Consider the following 24,261-nt stretch of genomic DNA (forward strand, 5'->3'; position numbering starts at 1 on the left):
CTCAGCGCCGGCGCGGACCGAAGACCGGCGTCGCCCTGGCCAGCGCGGCCTCCCGCGCCACCTTGGTGTTGTGCGCGGCCAGCAGGAACGCCTGCTCCACCCGCTCCCGGGCGAAGGTACGCCGGGCGCTGGCGGTCCAGGTGTCGTCGAAGAGTCGCTTGGCGGCGGCGAGCTGGTCGGGCGAGCGGACGAGCAGCGACTCGGCGAACCGGGTGGCGGCGGCCACCGGGTCGGCGTCGAGCTCGGTCACGAGGCCGAGGTCGAAGGCGTCCTTGCCGCTGACGACCTCGGCGGTCATCGTGAGCCGCTTGGCGGTGTCGATGCCGACCAGCTGGGCCAGGCTGCGCACGCCCGACATGTCGGGGATGATCCCCCACCTGCCCTCGAGCACCGACCACTGCGAGTCGGGCGTGGCGAAGCGGAAGTCCGCGGCGAGCGCGATCTGGAGCCCGCCGCCGAGGCAGTGGCCGTGCACCGCCGCCACCACGGGCACCGGCAGCCGCCGCCACGCCCAGCACGCCTCCTGGAAGGTGTTGGTGCCGCGCCACGGCCGGGGCACGAACGCGGTGACGATCCGGGCGGGCTGGCGCAGCACCGAGGCGAAGTCGAGGCCGGCGCAGAACGCGTCACCCTCGCCGGCCACCACCACCGCGCGCAGCGTGCGGTCGCGGCGCAGCGACCGGGCCGTGGCGACGAGGTCGTCGAGCAGGTCGAGGGTCAGCGCGTTGAGCTTGTCGGGCCGGTCCAGCCGGACCTGGGCGATCCCGCCCTCGACGGTGCAGGAGACGAGCGACATGGCCTCAGGCTAGGACGTCGCCGCTAGCGCCGGCGCCGGGCCCAGCAGGCCCTCCTTGCGCCCCACCACCACGGCGGCGCCGATGGTGGCGACGGCGGCGAGGGAGTTGAGCGTCGGCGCGGAGATGCTGGTGACCGTCACGAAGGTCTCGAGCGTCTGCGACTCCAGCAGCCAGAGGGTCGCGATCGCCTTGCCGGCGCTGAGCACCGCCCAGAAGACCGTCAGGCCGGTGAACAACCGGCAGATCCGCGGCCGCACCGACAGCTCGTGGTCCATGGGGTAGAAGTCGCCGGCCAGTCGGGCCACCATCGACCGCGCGGTCGCCAGCGAGAGCAGGAACGCCCCCGCGACGACGCCGTCGCTGATGATCGGCTGGAGGAAGTAGAGGTAGGTGCTGTCTGAGACCAGCGCGATGCCGGTGCGGCCGGTGAGCACGATCGCGCAGAGGATCAGCAGCCCCGACGTACGCCGGCCGGTGACCGCCCGGAACGCGATGGCGCCGTAGGACCAGCCCAGCGCGGCGAGGATCGCGACCCAGACGTCGGCGACCTGGAACAGCGACCAGAACAGCGCCGCCGGCACCACGCAGGCGATGAGGAGGCTGAGCGCGACCCGCCCGACGATGGCGCGCAACCGCGGCCGGTCCGGGTGGTCGGGTCGCTCCCCGAGGTGAGCCGGAGCGAGTGCGAGCCCGGCGGAGGCGGCGGTGGAGGTCATAGGAGTCGGACCCTACGCGGGGTTGCTGGGAGATCGCAGTCGTCGTCCACAGGTCTGCCCGACCGGGGCACCGCCCATGGCCCGAACGGGCGCCGGCGCGCGACCGGCGGGTGGGCACAATGGCCCGCATGGCCGATCCCCGCGCCGGACTCCCGGCGGAGCCCCGCGACCTCGTCGATCTCTCCCACCTCGTGACCTCCTACTACGCCCTGGTACCCGATCCCGACGACGTCGACCAGCAGGTCGCCTTCGGCACCAGCGGCCACCGCGGGTCGTCGCTGCGCACGTCGTTCAACGAGACCCACATCCGGGCGATCACCCAGGCGATCTGCGACTACCGCGCCACCCAGGGCCACGACGGCCCGCTCTTCCTCGGGCGCGACACCCACGGCCTCTCGGAGCCGGCCTGGGCGACGGCGCTGGAGGTGCTGGCCGCCAACGACGTGACCGTGCTGGTCGACGCCGCCGACGGCTGGACCCCGACCCCGGCGGTCTCCCACGCGATCCTACGGGCCAACGGCGGCCGCACGACCGGCCCGGGCCTCGCCGACGGCATCGTGGTGACGCCGTCGCACAACCCGCCCGCCGACGGCGGGTTCAAGTACAACCCGCCCCACGGCGGGCCCGCCGACACCGACGTCACCTCGTGGATCGCCGAGCGCGCCAACGCCCTGGTGCGGGCCGGGCTGGCCGGGGTGAAGAAGGTGCCGTTCGCCCGGGCCCGCGCGCACGCCCAGCCCTACGACTTCCTCGGCACCTACGTCGACGACCTGCCCGCCGTCGTCGACCTCGCCGTGATCCGCGACGCCGGCGTGCGGATCGGCGCCGACCCGCTCGGCGGCGCCTCGGCCGACTACTGGGGCGCGATCGCCGAGCGCCACGGTCTCGCCCTCGAGGTGGTCAACCCGCTGGTCGACGCCACCTGGCGGTTCATGACCCTCGACTGGGACGGGAAGATCCGGATGGACTGCTCCTCGCCGTCCGCGATGGCCTCGCTGGTCGCCCGCAAGGACTCCTACGACGTCGCCACCGGCAACGACGCCGACGCAGACCGGCACGGCATCGTCACCCCCGATGCCGGGCTGATGAACCCCAACCACTACCTCGCCGTCGCCATCCAGCACCTGTTCGGCGGCGCCCGCCCCGGCTGGCCCGAGGGCGCCCGGATCGGCAAGACGCTGGTCTCCTCCTCGATGATCGACCGGGTCGCCACCGGGCTGGGACGGCCGCTGGTGGAGGTGCCGGTCGGGTTCAAGTGGTTCGTGCCCGGCCTGCTCGACGGCTCGTTCGGCTTCGGCGGCGAGGAGTCGGCCGGGGCGTCGTTCCTGCGCACCGACGGCAGCCCCTGGACCACCGACAAGGACGGCCTGATCCTCTGCCTGCTCGCCGCCGAGATCATCGCCACCACCGGGCGGACCCCGAGCGAGCACTACGCCGACCTCGTCCGCCAGCACGGCGAGCCGGCGTACGCCCGCATCGACGCGCCCGCCACCCGGGAGCAGAAGGCGGCGCTCGCGGGCCTGTCCCCCGAGGCCGTCACCGCCACCGAGCTCGCGGGCGAGCCGATCACCGCGCGCCTCACCGAGGCACCCGGCAACGGCGCGCGGATCGACGGGCTCAAGGTGACGACCGAGTCGGCGTGGTTCGCGGCGCGCCCGTCGGGCACCGAGGACGTCTACAAGATCTACGCCGAGTCGTTCCGCGGGCCCGAGCACCTCGCCCGGGTGCAGGAGGAGGCGCGCGAGGTGGTCTCGGCCGCGCTCGGCTGACCCGCTGCTAGAGGTGGTCGGGCACGACCAGCGCGTCCGGGTCGGCCCGCGGCGGCAGGTGCTGGAGCGCCAGCTCGACCAGCGCGACCTGGCCCTTGACCTGCACCGCGCGCCGTACCCCCTTGCCCTCGCCGAGCCGCTCCTCGACCGCCGCGGTCACCTGCTCCCGCGTGAACGTCGCCCGCTCACCGGGTCGCACCTCCACGTCCGGCAGCGCCACCAGCACCGGCAGCAGCTGGTCACCGAGGCCGTCGAGCAGCTGCCACCGCCGGTAGCGCGACAGCTCCTCCCACGCCTCGTCGACGGTGCGCTGCCCCTTGCGGACGCCCTTGTCCCGCGCCCCGTGGACGGTCTTGGCCACGCCCGTCAGGGCCAGGGTCAGCTCGCGCTCGGTGAACCGCATGGGTCCACCATCCCACCGGCGGTGCACGCTGGTTGAGGAAGGCGTGCCACGCCTGTCTCGAAACCCGGTGAGCCGAGAGCCCTCCGGTGGGGACAGGAGGGTGGTCGTCTTGCGGAGTTTCGAGACAGTTGCTGGCGCAACTTCCTCAACCAACGTCACGTCCGCCTGTGGAACTGCACCTTCCCCGTCGGTAGGTGGGTCGTGTTGTACGCCGGGTCGTGCGCCCGCTGGTGGTGCGACGGGCACAGCAGCACGCCGTCCTTGAGGTCGGTCCTGCCGCCGTCGGTCCAGCGGACTCTGTGGTGGGCCTCGCAGGTGGAGGCGGGGCGGTCGCAGCCCTCGGAGCGGCAGGTCGTCTGCTGCAGGCCGAGTGCGGTGCGTTGCGGGGTGGTGAACAGGAGGCGGGTGCGGCCGAGGTCGAGGACCTGGGACTGTCCGTCGAGCACGGCGGGGATGAGTCCGGCCTCGCAGGCGAGACGTCGCGCGGCGCCGGGACTGAGGCGGGTGCCGGTGTCGAGCTCGCACGCCGCCAGGTGGCCTTCCAGCACGGCGAGCGGGATGGTGACGACGACGGTCGCGTTGACGCCGCCGCGCTGCGGCAACCGGTCTGCGGGGTAGCGCAGGATGTAGTCGCAGAACGCCTGGCCCAGCGTCTGCGAGGTCACCTTCTCGTGGGTGAGCGCGGCGTGCGCGAACAGCGCCTTCCTCAGCGCTTCGGCGTGCATGGTCGGGATCACGAACCGGCCGTAGGTCCGGCCCTCGCCGTCGTCGAGCATGGTGAGCTTGCAGGCCTTCTCGGCCTCGCGCTCCTCGCGAGCCAGGGCCTCGGCTTCGGCTGCTTCGCCGACCTCGGGGCAGACGATGTCGAGGATCCGGTTGCCGAAGACGGTCAGGTCCTTGGCGTCGTGGTGCCGGGCCAGCTCGACCAGCTTGGCCTGGGCCTGCACCCTGATCTCGGCGTCCACGTCGTCGGGGAGCTTGGCGATCGCCCTGGCGATGACCTCGGCCTGCTCCAGCAGCAGATCACCCCGTCCAAGCGCTTGCGCGACGACGGGCATGGTCGCGAGATGCTCCGCCAACCGCAGGGTCCTGCCTGCTTCGCGACGTGTGGCGTGAGTGGCGACGGCGAGCCAGGCCGCGGTGCTGGTGGCGCCGGAGGCGGCTTCGACCTTCTGGGTCTGAGCGTGCTTCGCGACCCTCAGCTTCAGGGCGGCGACTTGGGACTCGAGCTTGGCGATCTCGGTCAGGGTCTCGGCCGCTTCGGGGGCGGGCATGCTCCACAGCGGCAGCTCCCCGACCTCGGACAGCCTGGCCCTTATCTCCGCGACGGCGCGCGAGATGCGGTGCCGTCCGTGGGGTGTGGCCTTCGCTGTCATGCCTCTACCCAAGCACCGACCACCGACAGTCCTGGGCCTGTTTTCGCGTTGTGCACAACGGGATTCGGAGTTGTGACCCGATCGTCAGCTAGGTTGCTGAGCGCTGGGTTTCGAGGCTCGTCGCTAGCGCGCCTCGCACCTCAACCAGCGCCAGCCGTCCCCATCGCTGGTTGAGGAAGTCGCGCTAGCGACTGTCTCGAAACCCCCGCAGGCCGAACTTCCTCCCGTCCCCCAGGTGCTCCTCGGGGTATCGCCGACCCGGCGTTAATTAACGACGGCTCGGCGAAACCTGGGCCGCCCGAGGTGCTTGCGGGAGGGCGTTTGGCTCACCGGGTTTCGAGACACGACTTCGTCGTTCCTCAACCAGCGATACTCAACGCCCGCGCAGGCTGGCGGCGCGAGCTTGCGAGTGCCGGCAGTGCGCCGTCGTACCTGGTCGGGAGAGGCTCGGGGTCAAGGGCGCGAAGCGCCGAAGGGAACCCTTGACGCCGAGACCCGACCAGGTAAGCGCGCGGGCCCCGAGTCACCGGGGTAACCCGGAAAGTGGTCCAGGGAGGGCGTTCGGCTCACCGGGTTTCGAGGCTCGTCGCTGGCGCTCCTCGCACCTCAACCAGCGGAGGCGGCGGCCTTGCGGCGGGCGACCTGCTCGAGGCGGGCCTGGGCGGCGCGGCGGACGCGGGCACCCTTGGTCGACATGGCCCACAGCAGCTTGGTCTGCTCGACGACGTTGGTGCGGTCGGTGGTGGCGAGCCAGCCGTTGGGGAGGGAGAGGCGGACCACGCGGTGCCAGGCGGAGTAGACCTGCTGGGGCAGCGGCGCGGAGTGGTAGTTGAGCTCGTACTTCTCGAAGAGCGCCTGCACCCGCGGGGCGACCTCGGCGTAGCGGTTGGAGGGCAGGTCGGGGAAGAGGTGGTGCTCGATCTGGTGGGAGAGGTTGCCGGTCATCAGGTGCATCGCCTTGGAGCCGGAGATGTTGGCCGAGCCGAGCATCTGCCGCAGGTACCACTGGCCGCGGGTCTCGTCGTCGGGGATCGACTTGCGCTCGAAGGTCTCGACGCCCTCGGGGAAGTGGCCGCACATGATCACCGAGTGCGACCACACGTTGCGCACCAGGTTGGCGGTGAAGTTGGCGGCCAGCGTCGGCAGGAAGCCGCCGAACGGCAGCGCGAGCGCCGGGTTGACGACGTAGTCCTTGGTGGCCTGCTTGCGGATCTTGCCCAGCGTCTTCCTCAGGTCGCTCCTGAACTTCTCCGAGCGCTTCTCCTTCGGCACCCGCAGGTTGCGGCCGAGCTCGAGGTCGTACGCCGCGATGCCGTACTCGAAGAAGCAGGCGTTGATGAAGTTCCACAGCGGCTGGGCGAGGTACATCGGGTGCCAGCGCTGGTCCTCGTCGACGCGCATGATGCCGTAGCCGAGGTCGTTGTCCTTGCCCACGATGTTCGTGTAGGTGTGGTGGACCTCGTTGTGGGCGTGCTTCCAGCCGTCGGCGGTGGAGGCGTTGTCCCACTCCCACGTGGTCGAGTGGATCTTGGGGTCACGCATCCAGTCCCACTGGCCGTGCATGACGTTGTGCCCGATCTCCATGTTCTCGAGGATCTTGGCGACCGACAGGCCCACGGTGCCGAGCACCCACAGCGGCGGTAGCGCCGAGCCGAGGAGGACGGCGCGCGAGCCGAGCTCGAGGCGGCGCTGCACGGTGACCAGGCGCCGGATGTAGCGGGCGTCGCGCTCGCCGCGGTCGTCGAGGACGTCCTGGCGGATCGCGTCGAGCTCGATGCCGATCTGCTCGACGTCCTCCGGGGTGAGGTGAGCGATCGGGCTGACGGGCTGCTTGGTGATGACGGTCATGGGGTCCCTCCCGGGGTGGGCGTTCGGGTGGTCAGTGGTCGAGGTGGCAGGCGCCGGCGGCGGCGCTGATGCAGGTCTGGATCGGTACGCCGCCCGGGCCGGTCTCGCCGGGGACGGCGACCGTGACCGCGCCGTTGCGGAGGTCGCGCACCGCGCCCTCCGTGAGCGGCAGCACGCAGCCCATGCAGATGCCCATCCGGCAGCCACTGGGCATGAGCACGCCGGCCTGCTCGGCGGCGTCGAGGATCGGCGTGGCGCCGTCGGCCTCGACGGTGGGGCCGGAGGCGAAGGCGACGGTGCCGCCCTCGCCGACCTCGCCCAGCACGGTCGGGCGGAACCGCTCGGTGGTGAGCGCCAGGCCGCGCTCGGCGTGGTGGGCCTCGAGCGCGTCGAGGAGCCCGGCCGGGCCGCACGCGTAGGCGAGCCGCTCGTCGAGGTCGGGCACCAGGGTGGGCAGGTCGGCGACGTCGAGGAGCCCGTCGCGGTCGTCGTAGCGCTCGACGAGGGTGATCAGGCCGTCGGCGGCGAACCCGCGCAGCTCGTCGCGGAAGATCGCGCTGTCCTCGGTGACGTTGACGTGCACGAGAACGATGTCGGTGGGGGCCGGGACCCGGCGGGAGAACAGGTTGCGCAGCATGCCGATCACCGGCGTGATGCCGGAGCCTGCGGTCACCAGCAGCAGCTTGCCGGGCAGCGGCTGCGGGAGCGTGAACTCACCCTCGGCCTGGGCCAGCTGCACCATCTCGCCGACCCGGAGGCGGTGGACGAGGTGGCCGGAGACCACGCCGCCCGGGATCGCCTTGACGGTCAGGCTGATGCAGCGGTCGGGGCGGGGGCCGTGGGTCAGCGAGTACGTGCGCCACAGCCGGACGCCGTCGACGTCGACGCCGATCCGCACGTACTGGCCCGGGACGTGCCCGGCCCAGTCGCGGCCGGGCTTGATCACCACGGTCGCCGACTCGGCGGTCTCGGGGACCACCGCGACGACCTTGCCGCGCAGCTCGGCCCCGCGCCGCAGCGGGGAGAAGACGTCGAGGACGTCGTCGAGCTCGAGCGGGGTGACGGCGGCCTCGGCGACCCGGCGCAGCCGGTCGCCCAGCCGGGAGCGGCCGGAGGAGGCCGCCCGAGGCGTCGCGAACGAGGTCATGCTTCCACTGTCCTAGATCAGAGGCGTAAAGTCCTGTGCAGCGCACGTGAACCGAACCCGTGCTTTTGTGCCTGACGAACAAAGAGGGGCTGCCGATGCGCCGCACCGCCCGTCGTACCGCCGGCCACGGCGTCCGGCTCTCCCCCGACGCCGTCGCCGCCATGCGCGCGGAGCTGCCCGACGTGGCCGAGCGCGTGGTGGCCGCGGTGGTCGAGGAGGTGCCGAGCTACACCGAGGCCTTCGACACGACCATGGCCGAGACGATCCGCAGCGCGGTCGAGCTCGCGCTGGCCGGCTTCCTCACGCTGGCCAGCGGACGCCGGGGCACCGACCCCGGCACCCCCCGGGCACCCGCGGTCGAGGGCTCCTACCAGCTCGGCCGCGGCGAGGCCCGCAGCGGCCGCTCGACCGACGCGCTGCTGGCGGCGTTCCGGATCGGGGCCCGGGTGTCGTGGCGGGAGATGTCGACCACCGCGGTGCGCAACGGCGTGGGGAGCGAGGCGCTCGTCGACTTCGCCGACCTGGTCTTCGCCTACATCGACGAGCTCTCGGCGGCCGCGGTGGCCGGCCACACCGACGAGCTGGCGACCACCGGCCGGGTGCGGCAGCGGCTGCTGGAGCGGGTGGCCCGCCACCTGCTCGAGGGCGCCACCGCCGAGGTGGTGCTCGACGCTGCCGCCCGCGCCGACTGGGCGCCGCCGCGCACGCTCACCGCGGTGCTGGTGCCGGAGTCGCAGGTGCGGCCGGTGCTCAACCTGATCTCCCCGGCCACCCTCCAGCTCGGCGAGGTGCCGGGCGTCGACGACTTGGTGCTGCTGCTGGTGCCCGACGCCCACGGGCACCGGCGCCGACCACTGCTGCGTGCGGTGCAGGACCGGTCGGCGGTGGTCGGGCCGGCCAAGCCGTGGCTCGAGGCCCGCCGGTCCCACGAGCGCGCGCTGCGGGCCCTCGACCTCGGCCTGGGCCCCGACACCGACGAGCACCTCACCCACCTGGTGCTCACCGCGGACGCCGACGCGCTGGCCGACCTGCGGGCCCGGGTGCTGGCCCCGCTCGCCGACCTCCGGCCCGGCACCGCCGACAAGCTCGCCGACACCCTGCGCGCCTGGCTGCTCCACCAGGGCCGCCGCGACGAGGTCGCCGCGGCGCTGTTCGTCCACCCCCAGACGGTGCGCTACCGGATGGGCCAGCTGCGCGAGCTCTACGGCGCCCGGCTCGACGACCCCGAGACCGTGCTGGGTCTCACCGTGGCGTTGGGCGCCGGCCGGGGCGTCCCGACCACTACCGTGTCCCCATGACGATCCGTCGCCGCGCGGCCGTGCTCCTGGCCGCGACGGGGCTGCTGGCCTCGGGCTGCACCAGCGGGCCACCCGCCGCCGAGGTGGAGAACACGCCGGAGCCGACCCCGGACGCCCCGCCGTTCGCGACCTACTACGCGCTCGGTGACTCCTACACCGCGGCGCCGTTCGTGCCGTCCACCGACTCCCGCGACCTGTGCCTGCGCTCCTCGGGCAACTACCCCGCGATCATCTCGATCCGGCTGAAGGGCATGAGGATGGTCGACCTGAGCTGCGCCAACGCCAGCACCCAGGCGATCACCGACCCCCAGCGGGTCGGCTCGACGTTCCTCCCCGCCCAGCTCGACGAGGTGCCCGAGGACGCCGACCTGGTGACGGTCGGGATCGGCGGCTCCGACTTCTCGTTCCTCTCCGAGCTGCTCACCGGCTGCGTGCGGGTGGCCAGCCTCGCCGAGGAGGACGACGACGCGCCGTGCCGCGAGTTCAGCCAGGAGCTCGCCGAGACCGAGGGCGCCGACCCGACGCCGATCGAGCAGCTGCCGCGGATCGGCAGCCGGGTGCGCAGGACGCTGCTCGAGGTGAAGGAGAAGGTCCCCGACGCGGTGGTGCTGATGGTGGGCTACCCGCAGCTGGTGCCGGCGAAGGGCACCTGCGACGAGCTGCCGATCGCCGACGGCGACTACCCCTTCGTGCGCAAGGCGATCCGCGACCTCGACAGCCAGCTGCGCCGGGCCGCGCGCCGCGCCGAGGTGCCCTACGTCGGCCTGATGAACGACAGCAAGGGCCACGACATCTGCGCGGGCCGCAAGGCCTGGGTCAACGGCTCGGTCACCGACACGGCGCGGGCACTGGCCTACCACCCGTTCGCCAAGGAGCAGGAGTACGTCGCGACCAAGGTGCTCGAGGCGGCGACCCGCGAGCTGCAGAAGCGCGGAGGGTGACCCGCAGCGCCGGCGGCCGCCGGGCCTAGAGCGTCTGCCAGTCCGGCTTGGCCGCCCAGGTCTCGCGGTAGTAGTCGAGCCGGGTCAGGCCCGTGGCGGCGCCCGAGTCGAGCAGCACGGTCGCGTGGGGGTGCAGCTGGAGCACCGACCCGGGGCACGACGCGGTCACCGGCCCCTCCACGGCGGCGGCGACCGCCTCGGCCTTGCCCGGGCCGGAGGCCAGGAGCAGCAGGTGCCGGGCGCGCAGGATCGTGCCGAGACCCTGGGTCAGCACGTGGCGCGGCACCTCGTGGGGGCCGTCGAAGAAGCGTGCGTTGTCGCGCCGGGTCTGCTCGGTCAGGGTCTTGACCCGGGTCAGCGACGCCAGCGACGAGCCGGGCTCGTTGAACGCCAGGTGGCCGTCGGTGCCGATGCCGAGCACCTGCAGGTCGATCCCGCCGGCCGCGTCGATCGCCTCCTCGTACTCCGCCCCGGCACCGGGGAGCCGGTCGGGATCGGGTCCGAGCACCCGGTCGCGCGGCACGCCGAGCGGGTCGGTCACCTCGCGGTGGATGGTGGCCAGGTAGCGCTGGGGGTGGCCGGGCGGCAGCCCGACGTACTCGTCGAGGGTGAAGCAGCGCACCCGTTCGTACGACGGACCGGTGCCGGCCCGGTGGCGGCGCACCAGCTCGGCGTACGTCGCGAGCGGGCTCGACCCGGTCGCCAGGCCGAGCACCGCGTCCGGGCGGCGACGCACCAGGGCCTCCACGGCGTCGGCGGCCAGCACCGCGGCCTCGGCGGCCGTCGCGAGGGGGACGACCTCCATCAGCCGACCTCCCCGTCGGCGCGGTGGACCACCCGGCCGCCCACGACGGTGGCGCGCACCCGGAGGTCGTCGTCGACGAGCACGAGGTCGCCGCGGCAGCCGGGGGCGAGCGACCCGCGGGTCGCGTCGCCGACCAGGCGGGCGGGGGTCGAGGTGGCGGTCGCGACCGCGTCGGCGAGCGAGCAGCCGGTGGTGGCGCGCAGCACCCGCAGGCAGTCGACCACCGAGGCGGCCGACCCGGCCAGGGTGCCGTCGGCCAGCCGGACGGTGCCGGCGGCCACCACGACGTCCTGGTCGCCGAGCCGGGCCGGGCCGTCGGGGACCCCGAGCGCGGCGGTGGTGTCGGAGACCGCGAGGAACCGCTCGGGGCCGAGCGCGCGCCACGCGGCGGTCAGGAAGGCCGGGTGGAGGTGGTGGCCGTCGGCGATCACCCCACAGGTCACCTCGGAGGCCAGCGCGGCGCCGACCGGTCCGGGCTCGCGGGGCCGCACCGGCGGCATCGCGTTGCCGAGGTGGGTGACGCAGGCGGCGCCCGCCGCGAACGCCGCCTCCACCTGCTCGGCGGTGGCGTCGGTGTGCCCGACCGCGACCACGACGCCGCGGCCGGCGAGCGCGCGCACGACGTCGAGGGCGCGGGGCAGCTCCGGGGCGAGGGTCACCAGCGCGACGCCCGCGTCGCGCGACCAGCCCGCGACCAGGTCGGGCGAGGGGGCGGCCAGCCACGCCTCGGGGTGGGCGCCCTTGCGCGCCGGGGAGATCATCGGGCCCTCCAGGTGGAGGCCGAGCGGCAGCGCGCCCAGCCAGCCGGCGGGCGGGCCGCCGGCGAGGGTGTGCAACGCCGCCTCGCGGGCGGCGGCGTCGGAGGTGATCACGGTGGGGCACCAGGCCGTGACCCCGTGGGCGGCGAGCGCGGTGCCGACCTCCCAGAGGCGGTGCGGCTCGGAGGTGACGTCGACGCCGGCGGCGCCGTTGACCTGGAGGTCGAGGAGCCCCGGCAGCACCCGGAGGCCGGTGGCGTCGAGCACCGGGGCTCCCGGCCCGGGAGCGTGGGCCACCGTGCCGCCGACGACCGCCAGGTCGAGCGGCGCACCGTGGACGTCGGTGCCGCCGCGCACCAGCAGGTCGCTCATCGCACCACCATTGCCGCGCCGACGGCCGCCACGGGGTAGTCGGACGGCACGACGCGCAGCCGACCGGCCAGGTCGAGCGAGGCCAGGAACGGCGAGCCCTTCGCCTGCCGGCGCAGCGCGTCGGCCACGGCCTCGCGCAGCGGCTCGCCGAGCTGGGCGACGCCGCCGCCCAGCACCACCGTGCGCGGGTCGACGGTCAGGCCGAGCACCCGCACCGCGTCGGCCACGCCGGCGGCGAACCGGTCGCGCACGGCGATCGCGCGCCGGTCGCCGGCCGCGGCGGCGTCGAAGAGCGCGACCGCGGGCGGTCCCTCGGTCACCGGCCACGCCGCGGCCAGCGCCGAGCCGGACGCGACGGTCTCGAGGCAGCCGCGCTGGCCGCACTGGCAGGCGACGCCGGTGGGGTCGACCGGCACGTGACCGATCTCGCCGGCCGCGCCGTGCTCGCCGCGCCGCAGCCGGCCGTCGAGCACCAGCCCGGCGGCCAGGCCGGTGCCGATGCTGAGGTAGGCCAGGTCGTCGACCCGGCTCGCCAGAGGGTCGAGCGGGTCGAGGGTGGCGGCGCCGAGGGCGGCGGCGTTGACGTCGTTCTCGACCAGCACCCGCACGCCCAGCCGCTCGGCGAGGTGCTCGCCCAGGGGCAGCCAGTCGCCGTCGACGCCGAGGTTGACCGCGTGCATCACCGCGCCCCGCTCGGGGTCGACCAGGCCCGGGATGCCCACGCCGAGCGGGCCGTCGAGGGGGTCGCCGGTGGCCGTGCGCAGGTCGGCGACCACCCGCTCGGCGGTCGCCACCACCCCCCGCGCCCCGGGCTCGGTGGCCTCCCGGGCCGAGGCCCGGATGCCGCCGGCGTCGTCGAGGACGACCCCCAGGGTCTTGGTCGCGCCGATGTCCAACCCGATGGTCAGCCGGCCGCTCACCGCTCCCACCCCGCCTTCCTCACGATCTCGGTCACTGCGTCCACGCCCGGCCCCGAGGAGCCGTGCGGGCAGATCCTGGGCAGGGCGCCGTCCCACGGCGCCGGCCACCCCCACTCGACGACCACCGCGGGGCGGTCGCCGAGAGTCGCCAGGAGGCCCAGCACGTCGGGACGCCGGTGGGCGTCGCGCACCTGGAGCACCAGCGGGCCCGGTCCGAGGTCGTCGGGCAGGCCGGCGCCCGGCGCCACGACCAGGTCGGGCGGCAGCCCCCACGGCACGTCGCCGACCGCGATGTTGGGCGTCGTGGCGACGCTCACCACCCGGGCGCCGCGCAGGTCCGGCAGCACGCCGTCGACGGTGGTGGCCCGTCGGGCCCCCTCGAGCTGGCGCGCCGGGTCGGGGCTGACCTCGTCGGGCCGGTGCTGGTGGCTGGGGCGCAGCCCCTCGCGCAGCCGGGCGACCCGGGCCGCCGCGGCGCGCAGGCGTTCCTCCGGCAGTCGTCCCTCGGCGACGGCCACGGTCAGCGCGTGCTGCACCTCGCGCACCGAGGCGGCGGACCGCTCCGGCCCGAGGCAGAGCAGGTCGGCGCCGGCCGCGAGCGAGAGCACCGCCGCCTCGGGGATCCCGCGGTCCCCGGAGGCGCCGGCCATGTCGAGCGCGTCGCTGACCACCACGCCGTCGTGGCCGATCCGGTCACGCAGCAGCGCCAGCACCGGCGCGCTCAGCGTGGCCGGCAGGTCGGGGTCGAGCGCCTCGACCACGACGTGCGAGGTCATCACCGCCGCCGCCCCCGCCCGCACGGCCGCGGCGAACGGCACCAGCTCGCGCTCGAGGAGGGTCGTCTCGTCGACGTCGAGGCGGGGCAGCTCGAGGTGGCTGTCCTGGGCGGTGTCGCCGTGACCCGGGAAGTGCTTGGCGCAGGCGGCCACCCCGCCCGCCTGGAGCCCCTCGACCCAGGCGGCGACGTGGTCGGCGACCCGGGCGGGGTCGGTGCCGAAGCTGCGGGTGCCGATCACGGGGTTCTCCGCGCGCGAGTTCACGTCGGCGACCGGGCCCAGGTCGAGGGTGACGCCGACGGCGGCCAGCTCGGCGGCCACGGCGCGCCCGGTGTGGCGGGTGAGCCCGAGGTCGTCGGCCGCGCCGAGGGCGGCCGCGCCGAGCACCGGGCTGAGCCCGGTGGCGTGCAGCCGCGTGACGTCGCCGCCCTCCTCGTCGACGGCCACGACGACCCGCGCCCCGGCCGCCTCGCACAGCGACGCGGTCAGTCGGGCCAGCGCGTCGGGTCCGTCGGCGGTGTTGCTGCCGAACAGGCAGGCGCCGGCCAGGCCCTCGGCCAGCAGCGCGGCGTGGTCGTCGGGCAGCGTGGTGCCGGCGAAGCCCGGCAGCAGCACCCCGAGCGCCAGGCGGTCGAGCTCGCTCATCCCTTGACCGCCCCGGAGGTGAGGCCGGCGACCATCCGGCCCTGCACGGCGAGGAAGAACAGCACGACCGGGATGGCGATCAGCGTCGACCCCGCCATGATCGCGCCCCAGTCGGTGCCGCGGTTGACCTCGGTGAACGACGAGAGCCACAGCGGGAGGGTGCGGCGGTCCTCGCGGGTCATCACCACGACCGCGAGCGTGAACTCGTTCCACGCCTGGATGAACCCGAAGACACCCGTGGCCACCAGCCCCGGCGCGAGCAGGGGGAACGTCACCCGCAGGAACGCCTGGGTGCGCGAGCAGCCGTCGATCATCGCGGCCTCCTCGAGCTCGTAGGGCACGCCGTCGACGAAGCCGCGCAGGGTCCAGACCGTGAAGGGGAGCACCGTCGCGACGTAGACTAGGGTGAGGCCGCCGACGGTGTTGAGCAGGTCGGCGCTCTCGAGCATCTTGTACTGGCTGATGAACAGGCCCTCGACCGGGATCATCTGGATCACCAGCAGGGCCAGGATGAACGACGTGCGGCCCCGGAACCGGAAGCGGGAGACCGCCACCGCCGCGGCGAACGCGAAGAGCACCGCGACCACGACGGTCGAGAGCGTGACCATCAGGCTGGTGGCCAGCGCGTCCCAGAAGGTGCCGCCGCCCAGCACGGTGCGGAAGTTGTCGAGGTCGCCGCCGAACGGCAGCCAGGTCGGCTCCGGCGCCCGGATCTTGTTGCGGGGCAGGAAGGCGCTGTTGACCATCCAGTAGACGGGGAACACCGCGACCAGCGCGGCCAGCAGGCCGACGACGTTGGCGGTGACCCGGAGCGACCGGGGAGCCCGGCGGGCCATCAGCTCTCCTCCTGGCGCAGCATGGCGCGGACGTAGGGGGCGGTCAGCAGCACCGTGAGCGCGAGCATGAAGATCGCGACGGCCGCGGCCATGCCGAAGTCGCCGCCGCCGATGCCGAGCCGGTAGATGTAGGTGCCGAGCAGGTTGGTGTCGCGGGTGGTGCCGCCGGCCTTCTGCAGCACGTAGATCTGGGTGAAGACCCGCAGGTCCCAGATGATCTGGAGCAGGCCGACGACGAGCATCACCGGTCGCAGCGTCGGCAGGATCACGTGCCGCAGCCGCTGCACCGGGCCGGCGCCGTCGATCTCGGCGGCCTCGAGGGTGTCCTCGGAGACCTGGGTGAGCGCGGCGTAGAGCGTGAAGGCGACGAACGGCACGCTCATCCAGACGATGACGACCGTGGCCACCAGGAAGAACGACGCGGGCTCGAGCAGCCAGGCGTGCCCCTCGTAGTCGCCGCCGAGCCGGGTGAGCAGCCAGTTGACGACGCCGTACTGGGTGTCGAAGAGCCACTGCCACACGGTCAGGCTGGCCACCACCGGCATCGCCCAGGCGAGCAGCAGCCCGCTCTGCAGCACCAGCCGCACCGGTCGGGACATGTGGCGCATCAGCAGCGCCAGGCCGGTGCCCACGACCATGGTGGCGCCGGCGTTGACGAGGCAGAAGACCAGCGAGCGGACGGTGACCTTCCACAGGTAGGGGTCGGTGACCAGCTCGCGGTAGTTCTCGAGCCCGACCCACGACGGCGGCCGACCGAACTGCTGGGAGAGCCCGAACTCCTGCATCGAGAGGACCACCTGGCGCACCAAGGGGTAGCCGAGGGCGACGGCCAGGGCGAGCAGCGCCGGGAGCAGCAGCCCGGAGGGCAGCGGCTGCCGGGGCCGGCGGCGCCGGGTCGGCCGGTCGCCGTCGCGCCCGTCGCCGGGGCGGTCGGCCCGTCGCGGCGGTCGCGGGGCGGGTCGCGGGGTGGTGGTGGCCGGTCCGGTCACGTCGCCTCCTCTCGGCGCGGGTGGGTTCATGGTGCCCGGGCGGGGCCGGGCGGGGTCGGACGCGCGGGCAGCGCACGGCCGGGGGCGGCGGCGGTGCCGCCCCCGGCCGTGGGTGCTGCTGCCCTGCTGTCCCTGGTTGCCGGGCCGGGTCAGCCGTTGAGCTGGCTGTTCATCTGCTCGTCGGCCTTGGCGGCGAGCTCCGCGACGTCGCCGCCCTGGGCGATGCCGCTGAACAGGTCCTCCAGGACCCGGGACCCCTCGACCGTGGCCCAGCCCGGCGCGGCCGGGGTGAGCTTGGCGTTCGAGGCCGCCTCGATGGTGGCCTGCGCGAACTCGTCGTCACCGAGCAGCGAGGCCAGCGACTCCTTGGCCGGGGTGAGGTTGTTCTCGGCGAGGATCGTCTGGTACTCGTCGCTGAGCATCAGCGCGATCGCCTTGCGGGCCAGGTCCTGGTTGCCCGACTTGGCCGGCACCGCGAGGTCGGACCCACCGAGGAGCACCGGGGCGGGGCCGCCGTCGCTGCCCGGGAGGGCGAACACGCCCACCTGGTCGGCGAGCTCGGGGCAGCCGGTCTTGGGGTCGGTCAGCAGGCCCATCACCCAGCTGGGGGTCGACATCATGCCGACCTCGCCGGCGCAGAACGGCGTCTGCGGGTCGGCCTCGTTGCCGTCCTTGGGCGCGCCCGAGGCCTCCGCGAACAGCTTCTGCGCGGTCTCGAGACCGGCCACCGACTCCGGCGAGCTGAGCGCCCCGGCCCATTCGCCGCCGTCCTCGACGGCGAGCTCGCCGCCGGCGTCCCAGACGAACGCCGCGCCGTTGCGCCAGTCCTGGCCGGGGAACCAGAAGCCGGAGAAGTTCGCAGGGTCGGGGTTGGCCTGCTTGAGCTTGACCGCCGTGTCGACGAACTCGTCCAGCGTCGTGGGTACGGTGACGCCCGCCTTGTCGAAGAGGTCCTTGCGGTAGAAGACGTACTTCGCGCCGGCGTAGTAGGGCACCGCGTAGGTGCTGCCGTCGACGGTGGCGCCCTCGACGAAGCCGGGCAGCAGGTCGTCGCCGCCGAGGTCGTCGAGGTCGTCGGTGAGGTCGGAGAAGGCGCCGGCGCTGGTGAACGTCGGGGCCTGGGTGTTGCCGATCTCGACCACGTCGGGGGTCTCGGACTCGCTGCTCAGCGCGGTCGTGAGCTTCTCGACCAGCCCGTCCCACTCCTGCTGTTCGATGGTCAGCGTGGAGCCGGGGTTCTCCTCCTCGAAGGTCTCCTTCAGCCACTCGCGGGCGGCGTCGGGCGTGTCGGCGCCGTTGAGCCAGACCCGGATGTCGGCCTTGTCGGGGCCTCCGTCTGCGGACGACCCGTCGCCCTCGTCGTCGCCGCAGGCGGCCAGTGCCGTCAGGGCGAGCGCGGTCAGGGCCGCTCCCGCCAGTGTCCTCTTGATGCGCACCGCGATCTTCCTCTCGAGCGTTCCCGGTTGGGACTGGGATGGGTCCAGGTACGGCGCGGGGCCGGGGCCTGGCCGACGACGCGCCCTGTCCGCGCGTCGTACGTCGTGGTGGGGGCTCACGAGACCCCCAGCTGGCCGGTGAGGACCAGCACGGCCGCACCGACGAGGACGACGTCCTCGCCGAGGGCCGACGTGCGGACCACCAGGTCCTCGGAGCTGACCGGCATCGTGCGCTCGCGGACCACCCGGTCCGCGGCCGCGCGCAGCGGCCCGTCGAGCAGGTCGGCGGGGCCGCTGAGCACGACCTCGCGCAGGTTGAGGGTGCCGACCACCGGGGCGAGCACGGTGCCGAGCTGCTCCCCGGCGCGGGCCAGCACGTCGCCGTCCGCCGGCTCCGCGGCCAGCCGGCGGCGCAGGTGGGGCGCGGCGAGCACGGTCTCGAGGCAGCCGGTGCGGCCGCAGGCGCAGCGGTCGCCGCCGGGGTCGACCACGACGTGCCCGATCTCGCCCGCGGCGCCGCGGTGGCCGTGGAGCAGCGAGCCCTCCAGCACCAGCCCCGCACCGACACCGGTGCCGACCCGCAGCAGCATCAGGCCGCCGTCGCCGGCGGCGCCGAAGGTGTGCTCGCCGAGCACGGCGGTGTTGGCGTCGTTGGCGACCGTGACCGGGCAGCCGAGCGCCTCGGCCAGCACGGTCGAGAGCGGGGTGTCGTGCCAGCCCAGGTTGGGGGCGTCGATGACGGTGCCGTCGGCGCCGACGACGCCGGGGCTGCCGACACCGACGCCGAGCACCGGCCGGTCGGTGCGGGCGATCAGCTCCGCGGCCAGACCGCGCACCAGGTCGACGGCGTCCGCGCCCCGGGCGCCGCCGACGGCGACCTCGTGGCGGGCCTGCACCTCGCCGAGGAGGTTGAGCACCGCGCCGGTCATCCGGTCGTCGGCGGAGAGGTCGAGGCCGACCACGTGCACGGAGTCGGCGGCCAGCCCGACCAGCGTCGGCGGCTTGCCGACCCGGCTGCCGGCGGGGGCGCCGAGCTCCTCGACCAGTCCGGTGGTCACCAGCTCCCCGACCAGATCGGAGACGGTGACCCGGGTCAGCCCGGTGGTCCGGGCCAGGTCGGCCCGGCTGGCCGGCCCCTCGCGGAACAGCTGCTGGAGGAGCAGCGACCGGTGGTGGCGCCGGGTGTCCTCCTGGAGCAGCTTGCCGCGCGGGCGGAGCTGCCGGCCGACGGGGGACGTGGTGGTCACGTTTGTTAGTTCAGCGCACTTACATATTCGTCGTCAAGGGGTCGGGGACGATTCGTGTGACTCGGAGCACGTCGGGCGCGCGATAGTCCGTGACGTTCGGGCCCCCGCGGCGCGGTAGTCCGTGACGTTTCGGCCCTTGCCGGACCCAAAGGTCACGGACTACCGGACCTCAGCGGCCGTCGTGCACGATCCGCCCGTCGACGACCGTGAGCGCGACCGTGGTGCCGCGCAGGGTGGCGGCCTGCTCGGCGGTGGTGGCGCCGACCAGCGGGTCGTGGTCGAGGAGGGCGAGGTCGGCGGGGGCACCCGGTACGACGCCCGGGTGGCCGTCGACGGAGGCTGCGAGCGCCTCCTGCGGGGTGAGCGCCTGGTCGGCGTGCCACGGCTCGCGGTCGTCGGCGCTGCGGTGGACGGCGGCGGCCATCGCCAGCCACGGGTCGAGCGGCGAGACCGGAGCATCCGAGCCGAGCACCAGGTCGACGCCGTCGTCGAGCATCCAGCGGAACGCGAAGCTCCGCCCGCCCCGGTCGGGCCAGACCGCCTCGCTGAGGTCGCGGTCGTCGAGGAGGTGGGCCGGCTGCACGCTGGCCCGGACCCCCAGCCGCGCCATCGTGCGCACGTCGTCGCGCCCCACCAGCTGGGCGTGCTCGATGCTGCCGCGTGCCCCCGTGCGCTCGTACGTCGCCAGCGCCTGGGCCACCGCCGCGTCCCCGATCGCGTGCGTGCTCACCGCGAGCCCGTGCCGGGTCGCGGTCTCGAGCAGCGCGGTCAGCTCCTCGCCGCTGAGGTTGGGCAGGCCGTGGGTGGCCGGCTCGCCGGCGTAGGGCTCGCAGCACCAGGCGGTGCGGGTGTTGAGCGAGCCGTCGCTGATGATCTTCAGCGGCCCCATCGTGAGCCGGGGGTCGCCCTGCGCGAGCGGGTCCCCGGTGCGCAGCCCGGCCGAGAGCACGTGGTCGAGGGTGTTCTCGTAGGTCGCGTAGCGGACCCGCAGCACGTCGCAGCGCTGGCTCCAGCGCTCCGGCCACGCGCCCGGACCGGCGCCGAACTCGAAGTCCACCACCCCCACCACGCCCCGCGCCGCCGCCTCCTCGAGGCTGGCCCGGTAGGCGGCGGCCGAGGTGCCGTCCTCGCCGAGGGCGTCGCCCAGCCGGGGGTACGCCGCGAACCAGGCCGTCTCGCGCACCACGTCGTCGGTGGCGGGCAGCTCGAGGGCGTGCAGCGCCGGGGTGTTGAGCCACGCGTGGTGGCCGTCGCCGGCGATCAGCACCACCGGCACCGTCGTGGTGAGCGCGTCGAGGTCGCTCGTGCGCGGCTGCTCGTGCCAGCCGGCGGGCCGGTGGCCCCAGCCGACGACCGGGCGGCCGGGCTGGTCGTCGAGGCGACGTCGTACGGCGGCGGTCGCCTCGGCCACCGACGTGGTGCCGCCCAGGTCGAGGCGCTGCCGGGCCAGCGTCCACTGGCCGAGGTGGACGTGCTGGTCCCACAGGCCCGGCACCAGCCAACGGCCGCCCGCCTCGACGGTCTCGACCGGCCCTCGTCCGACCGGGCCGGCATCGACCGGCAGCCGCAGCCCGATCCGGGTCACGACGCCGTCCTCGACCAGCACGTCGACCGGCTCGGTCGGCACGCCGGAGCGGCCGTGGAGGGGCACGATGCGCACCTCGCGCAGCAGCAGCCCCGTCATGCGGAGAAGGGTAGGAGGTCAGCCCCTCCGCACCCACGGCGACCAGCGCGGCTTGGCCCGGCCGGGCGCGTGGTCGTCGTAGCCGTGCTCCTGGCCGGAGGTCAGCTTGACCCGCACCTTGCGGGGATTGCCCAGGCAGGAGCGTGGGATGGAGATCCGGTGGCCGGCCTTGCCGCCGGCCGAGCCGAGCGCCTTGCTGCGCGCGCCCTTGCACCGGATCTCGGTGATCCCGTTCATCCGGTAGAGCGTGACGTACGGCGGCAGGTCGTCGTCGTAGGCATCGACGCCGAAGAAGACCTGGAGCTCGGGCCCGGGCCGCCCGGGCCGGGTGTCGAGCCGGGCCTCGTAGAGGTCGGGTGGGTAGGTCGCGGGGTTGAGCCGGACCACGACGGAGAAGCGCTGACGGGTGTGCTCGAGCACCACCCGGGTGATGTCGCCCCAGTCCGACGAGCTGGGCGGCCCGGGCTCGTAGTCGGCGCCGCTGTAGCTGTCGCCGCGGGGGTCGGTGACGACCTCGGTCTCGGCCGAGGCTCCGGCGGGCGCCAGGAGGGCGAGGGTGGTGGCTGCGGCGAGGGCCGCTGCGGTCTTCTTCACCGGCGCAATGTAGCTGCGCAAGAACGGTCGTGCGGGACCGATGAGGAAAGAAGTTCGATCCGGTCTGTCGTACCGACGCGGTCCTGTTCGTGGAGAGGGCAGAGACCGGCCCCGATCCCAGGAGTCATCCCATGTCCGACCGCAGCCGCTGGCTGGCCCTCTACGTCCTCTGCCTGGGCGACCTGATGATCGTGCTCGACTCGAGCATCGTGAACGTCGCCCTGCCCTCGATCCAGACCGACCTCGGCTTCTCGCAGGCGGCGCTGGCGTGGGTGGTCAACGCCTACCTGCTCACCTTCGGCGGCTGCCTGCTGCTGAGCGGCCGGCTCGGCGACCTGCTGGGCAGCAAGCGGGTCTTCCTCGGCGGGGTGGTGTCGTTCACTATCGCCTCGGTGGCCTGCGGGCTCGCGCCGTCGGCCGAGCTGCTCGTCGTCGGGCGGGCCGTCCAGGGCATCGGCGGCGCCGCGGTGTCCGCGGTCGCGCTGTCGCTGATCATGGGGCTGTTCACCGACCCCGCCGAGCGGGCGAAGGCGATGGGCTTCTTCGGCTTCGTGATGTCCGGGGGTGGTGCGGTCGGCGTGCTGCTCGGCGGCGTGCTGACCGGGCTGTTCTCGTGGCACTGGATCTTCCTGGTCAACGTGCCGGTGGGCGTCGCCGTGTGGTTCGCCGCCCGTCGGGCGCTGCCCGCCGACGACGTCGTCCCGGGCTCGACCCGCCTCGACGTCCCCGGCGCGGTGCTGGTGACCGCGGCGCTGATGGTCTCGGTCTACGCGATCGTCGGCGGCAACGACGCCGGCTGGACCTCCGCGCGCACCCTCGGCCTGCTCGGCACCGGCGTCGTGCTGCTCGCCGCGTTCGTGGTGCGCGAGGCGCGGGTGGCCGAGCCGCTGGTGCCGCTGCGGCTCTTCGCGCTGCGCAACGTCTCGGTCTCGCAGGTGGTCGGCGTGCTGTGGTCGGCGGCGATGTTCGCGTGGTTCTTCCTCTCCGCGCTGCACCTCCAGCAGGTGCTGGGCTACGACGCGCTCGAGGTCGGCCTCGCGTTCGTGCCGACCAGCGTGGTGATGGCGTTCTGCTCCCTCAAGGTCTCCGACCGGCTGGTGATGCGGTTCGGCATCCGGCCGCCGATGGTCGCCGGCCTGACCCTGGCCGCGGCCGGGCTGGCGGTCTTCGCCGACGCCCCGCCCACCGGCGGCTACGTCAGCCACGTGCTGCCCTCGATGGTGCTGCTCGGCATCGGTGCCGGCATCGCGTTCAACCCCGTGCTGCTCGCCGCCATGGGTGACGTCGAGCCGCACGAGTCCGGACTCGCCTCCGGGGTGGTCAACACCTCGTTCATGATGGGCGGCGCCCTGGGCCTGGCCGTGCTGGTCGCGATCTCCGACTCGCGCACCCACGCCCTGGCCGCCTCCGGGTCGTCGGCCGTCGAGGCGCTGCACGGCGGGCTCCAGGTCGCGTTCGCCGCCGGTGCGGTGGCGGCCCTGCTCGCCGCGGCCGTCGGCGGCGCGCTGCTGCGACCCCGGCCGATGGGCGACCCCGACGCCGTGTCGTCCGGCGAGGTCGCGGCCGTGCACTGAGACCCGCATAGGGTCTCCACGTGGACCGACGGGTGGACCGACGGGTGGACCGACGCGTGGACCGACGCTGGCTGCTCGTGCTGCCGGTGGCCGCGCTGGCCGCCGGCGGCGGCTGGTGGGCGGGCTCGGCCCAGGACGGCGGCGCCGGCACCAGCCGCGCCGCCGCCCCGGTGACCGCCTCGCCGTCGTACCCCGGCGCGAGCGAGGACGTCGACCCGGCCACCGCCGACGGGCTCCCGCTCACCACGGTCTTCCCCTCGCTCGACCCCGCCGCCTGCGCCGAGCGCGGCGACATCCTGGTGGTGGGCAAGACCGAGGTGTGGGAGTGCAAGACCCCCGAGCTGCTGGTGCGCTACACGCGCTGGGAGGACGGGTTCGACCGGTTCGGCTACTACGACGAGGCCAACCGCGGCTTCGCCTCCACCGAGTGGCTGGTCGACGGCGTGCTGGCCGGCCGCACCTGGGAGTCGACCGACCGCACCGTCCCGCGCCAGGAGCAGTGGTCGGCGACCTACCGCGACTGGCCGTTCTCGGTCAGCGTGGAGGCGACCGGCGACGCCGTCCGCGACGCCGGCGTGGCCGCGGTCGAGGCCCTCGCCCCGGGCGAGCTGGCCACGCTGGCGCCGTAGGGTCGCACCGATGACCCCGTCCGTCCCGCGCCGCCGCACCGTCGTGCTGGCGGCGGTCGCGGCGGTGCTGGCCGGCGGTCTCGGCTACCTGGTCGGCTGGGTCGCCGACGCCCCCACCTCGCTCGGCGGCGTCGCCCCCGTGCCGGCCACCAGCCCCTCGGTGCCGGCCGGTCGGGTCGAGGTCTCGCCCGACCCCGCCGACCCGCCCCTGGCCCCCGGCCTCCCGCTCCGGCTCGACACCGTCGGCAGCAGCTTCCCGGTGGAGCTCCAGGTGCCGGAGCGCTGGCAGCGCACCACCAGCGACGAGGTGGAGTGGAAGTGGAAGCCGCCCGGCCTCCCCGAGAACACCTACTTCCTGCGCGTCGGCCTGGTCAGCAGCCAGCGGCTCACGCTCGCCGCCGCCGTGCAGCGCCGGCTGGACCTGCTCCGCGCCGACGTCGACGAGCTCGTGGTCGAGGAGCGCACCGGGGACTCGCTCCGGATCACCTACGTCACCGGCGGCCACCGCCGCCTCGCCCTCGAGCGGTGGCTCTCCGTCGACGGCTCCGACGCCGCGCAGGTCACGGTCGCCGTCATCGGCCGCGAGGTCGACCGGGCCGGCCTCACCGACCTGATGGCCCGGATCAGCGCCAGCACCGCCCGCGCGCGCTGACCGCTGGTTGAGGAAGTTGCGCTAGCAACTGTCTCGAAACCCCCGCCGG

Annotated in this window: 22 protein-coding genes; 6 read left to right on the forward strand and 16 right to left on the reverse strand. The window is 74.2% G+C overall.

Annotation, left to right across the window (positions count from 1 at the left end; translation table 11 throughout):
- Position 1: 1 nt before the first annotated feature.
- Together JT721_RS09575 and JT721_RS09580 are read right to left on the reverse strand one after the other, a co-directional pair.
- Positions 2-796, reverse strand: coding sequence for a crotonase/enoyl-CoA hydratase family protein (locus JT721_RS09575; RefSeq protein ID WP_205472834.1), 795 nt, complete (start codon positions 794-796; stop codon positions 2-4).
- 9 nt (positions 797-805) lie between these two features.
- A complete protein-coding gene (locus tag JT721_RS09580; RefSeq protein ID WP_205472836.1) occupies positions 806-1,513 on the reverse strand; it encodes a VC0807 family protein in 708 nt (235 codons plus the stop codon).
- A gap of 128 nt (positions 1,514-1,641) precedes the next feature.
- Between JT721_RS09580 and pgm the strand changes: the two genes are divergently transcribed.
- Positions 1,642-3,282 (forward strand): phosphoglucomutase (alpha-D-glucose-1,6-bisphosphate-dependent), encoded by a 1,641-nt coding sequence (gene pgm / locus JT721_RS09585; protein ID WP_205472837.1) that lies wholly within the window; start codon positions 1,642-1,644, stop codon positions 3,280-3,282.
- Positions 3,283-3,289: 7 nt separating this feature from the next.
- Here the strand turns inward: pgm and JT721_RS09590 are convergent, their stop codons facing one another.
- From JT721_RS09590 to JT721_RS09605, 4 genes are all read right to left on the reverse strand, one after another.
- Entirely contained in the window at positions 3,290-3,685 is a 396-nt protein-coding gene (locus JT721_RS09590; protein WP_205472838.1) for a hypothetical protein, read from the reverse strand.
- 155 nt (positions 3,686-3,840) lie between these two features.
- Positions 3,841-5,061 (reverse strand): HNH endonuclease signature motif containing protein, encoded by a 1,221-nt coding sequence (locus JT721_RS09595; RefSeq protein ID WP_205472839.1) that lies wholly within the window; start codon positions 5,059-5,061, stop codon positions 3,841-3,843.
- Between the two features lie 606 nt (positions 5,062-5,667).
- Positions 5,668-6,909: an acyl-CoA desaturase gene (locus JT721_RS09600; protein WP_205472840.1), complete on the reverse strand. Its 1,242-nt coding sequence runs from the start codon at positions 6,907-6,909 to the stop codon at positions 5,668-5,670.
- 31 nt (positions 6,910-6,940) lie between these two features.
- On the reverse strand, positions 6,941-8,056 hold the full coding sequence (locus tag JT721_RS09605) for a ferredoxin reductase (protein ID WP_205472841.1): 1,116 nt from the start codon (positions 8,054-8,056) through the stop codon (positions 6,941-6,943).
- 95 nt (positions 8,057-8,151) lie between these two features.
- On the opposite strand from JT721_RS09605, the gene JT721_RS09610 reads away from it, so the two are divergent.
- Positions 8,152-9,354, forward strand: a complete 1,203-nt coding sequence (locus JT721_RS09610; RefSeq protein ID WP_205472842.1) for a CdaR family transcriptional regulator — start codon at positions 8,152-8,154, stop codon at positions 9,352-9,354.
- On the forward strand, positions 9,351-10,295 hold the full coding sequence (locus JT721_RS09615) for an SGNH/GDSL hydrolase family protein (protein ID WP_205472844.1): 945 nt from the start codon (positions 9,351-9,353) through the stop codon (positions 10,293-10,295). Before JT721_RS09610 ends, JT721_RS09615 begins: the two co-directional genes overlap by 4 nt.
- 25 nt (positions 10,296-10,320) lie before the next feature.
- Here JT721_RS09615 and JT721_RS09620 read toward each other — a convergent pair whose 3' ends face one another.
- From JT721_RS09620 to JT721_RS09665, 10 genes are all read right to left on the reverse strand, one after another.
- Positions 10,321-11,100, reverse strand: a complete 780-nt coding sequence (locus tag JT721_RS09620) for a glucosamine-6-phosphate deaminase (RefSeq protein WP_205472846.1) — start codon at positions 11,098-11,100, stop codon at positions 10,321-10,323.
- Positions 11,100-12,230: an N-acetylglucosamine-6-phosphate deacetylase gene (gene nagA / locus JT721_RS09625; RefSeq protein WP_205472848.1), complete on the reverse strand. Its 1,131-nt coding sequence runs from the start codon at positions 12,228-12,230 to the stop codon at positions 11,100-11,102. The genes JT721_RS09620 and nagA overlap by 1 nt, the downstream gene beginning before the upstream one ends.
- Positions 12,227-13,159, reverse strand: a complete 933-nt coding sequence (locus JT721_RS09630) for an ROK family protein (RefSeq protein WP_205472850.1) — start codon at positions 13,157-13,159, stop codon at positions 12,227-12,229. Before JT721_RS09630 ends, nagA begins: the two co-directional genes overlap by 4 nt.
- A complete protein-coding gene (locus JT721_RS09635) occupies positions 13,147-14,571 on the reverse strand; it encodes a glycoside hydrolase family 3 protein (RefSeq protein ID WP_205472852.1) in 1,425 nt (474 codons plus the stop codon). The genes JT721_RS09630 and JT721_RS09635 overlap by 13 nt, the downstream gene beginning before the upstream one ends.
- Positions 14,568-15,407 (reverse strand): carbohydrate ABC transporter permease, encoded by an 840-nt coding sequence (locus tag JT721_RS09640; RefSeq protein ID WP_205472854.1) that lies wholly within the window; start codon positions 15,405-15,407, stop codon positions 14,568-14,570. The genes JT721_RS09635 and JT721_RS09640 overlap by 4 nt, the downstream gene beginning before the upstream one ends.
- Positions 15,407-16,396, reverse strand: a complete 990-nt coding sequence (locus tag JT721_RS21710; protein WP_205472856.1) for a carbohydrate ABC transporter permease — start codon at positions 16,394-16,396, stop codon at positions 15,407-15,409. Before JT721_RS21710 ends, JT721_RS09640 begins: the two co-directional genes overlap by 1 nt.
- A 149-nt stretch (positions 16,397-16,545) precedes the next feature.
- On the reverse strand, positions 16,546-17,832 hold the full coding sequence (locus tag JT721_RS09650; RefSeq protein WP_205472857.1) for an extracellular solute-binding protein: 1,287 nt from the start codon (positions 17,830-17,832) through the stop codon (positions 16,546-16,548).
- A gap of 116 nt (positions 17,833-17,948) precedes the next feature.
- On the reverse strand, positions 17,949-19,079 hold the full coding sequence (locus JT721_RS09655; RefSeq protein ID WP_205472858.1) for an ROK family transcriptional regulator: 1,131 nt from the start codon (positions 19,077-19,079) through the stop codon (positions 17,949-17,951).
- A gap of 169 nt (positions 19,080-19,248) precedes the next feature.
- The gene (locus JT721_RS09660; RefSeq protein WP_205472859.1) at positions 19,249-20,763 is read right to left on the reverse strand and encodes an amidohydrolase; all 1,515 of its coding nucleotides are present in this window, start codon (positions 20,761-20,763) and stop codon (positions 19,249-19,251) included.
- A gap of 18 nt (positions 20,764-20,781) precedes the next feature.
- On the reverse strand, positions 20,782-21,357 hold the full coding sequence (locus JT721_RS09665; protein ID WP_205472860.1) for a hypothetical protein: 576 nt from the start codon (positions 21,355-21,357) through the stop codon (positions 20,782-20,784).
- Positions 21,358-21,488: 131 nt separating this feature from the next.
- On the opposite strand from JT721_RS09665, the gene JT721_RS09670 reads away from it, so the two are divergent.
- The 3 genes from JT721_RS09670 to JT721_RS09680 are packed head-to-tail and all read left to right on the forward strand — an operon-like array spanning position 21,489 to position 24,212.
- Positions 21,489-22,931, forward strand: a complete 1,443-nt coding sequence (locus tag JT721_RS09670) for a DHA2 family efflux MFS transporter permease subunit (RefSeq protein WP_205472861.1) — start codon at positions 21,489-21,491, stop codon at positions 22,929-22,931.
- Between the two features lie 56 nt (positions 22,932-22,987).
- On the forward strand, positions 22,988-23,560 hold the full coding sequence (locus JT721_RS09675) for a hypothetical protein (protein WP_205472863.1): 573 nt from the start codon (positions 22,988-22,990) through the stop codon (positions 23,558-23,560).
- Positions 23,561-23,570: 10 nt separating this feature from the next.
- Complete coding sequence (locus JT721_RS09680) at positions 23,571-24,212, forward strand: hypothetical protein (protein WP_205472864.1); 642 nt, start codon at positions 23,571-23,573, stop codon at positions 24,210-24,212.
- Positions 24,213-24,261 lie beyond the last annotated feature (49 nt).

This window comes from Nocardioides sp. SYSU D00038, assembly GCF_016924665.1.
Lineage (GTDB): Bacteria > Actinomycetota > Actinomycetes > Propionibacteriales > Nocardioidaceae > Nocardioides.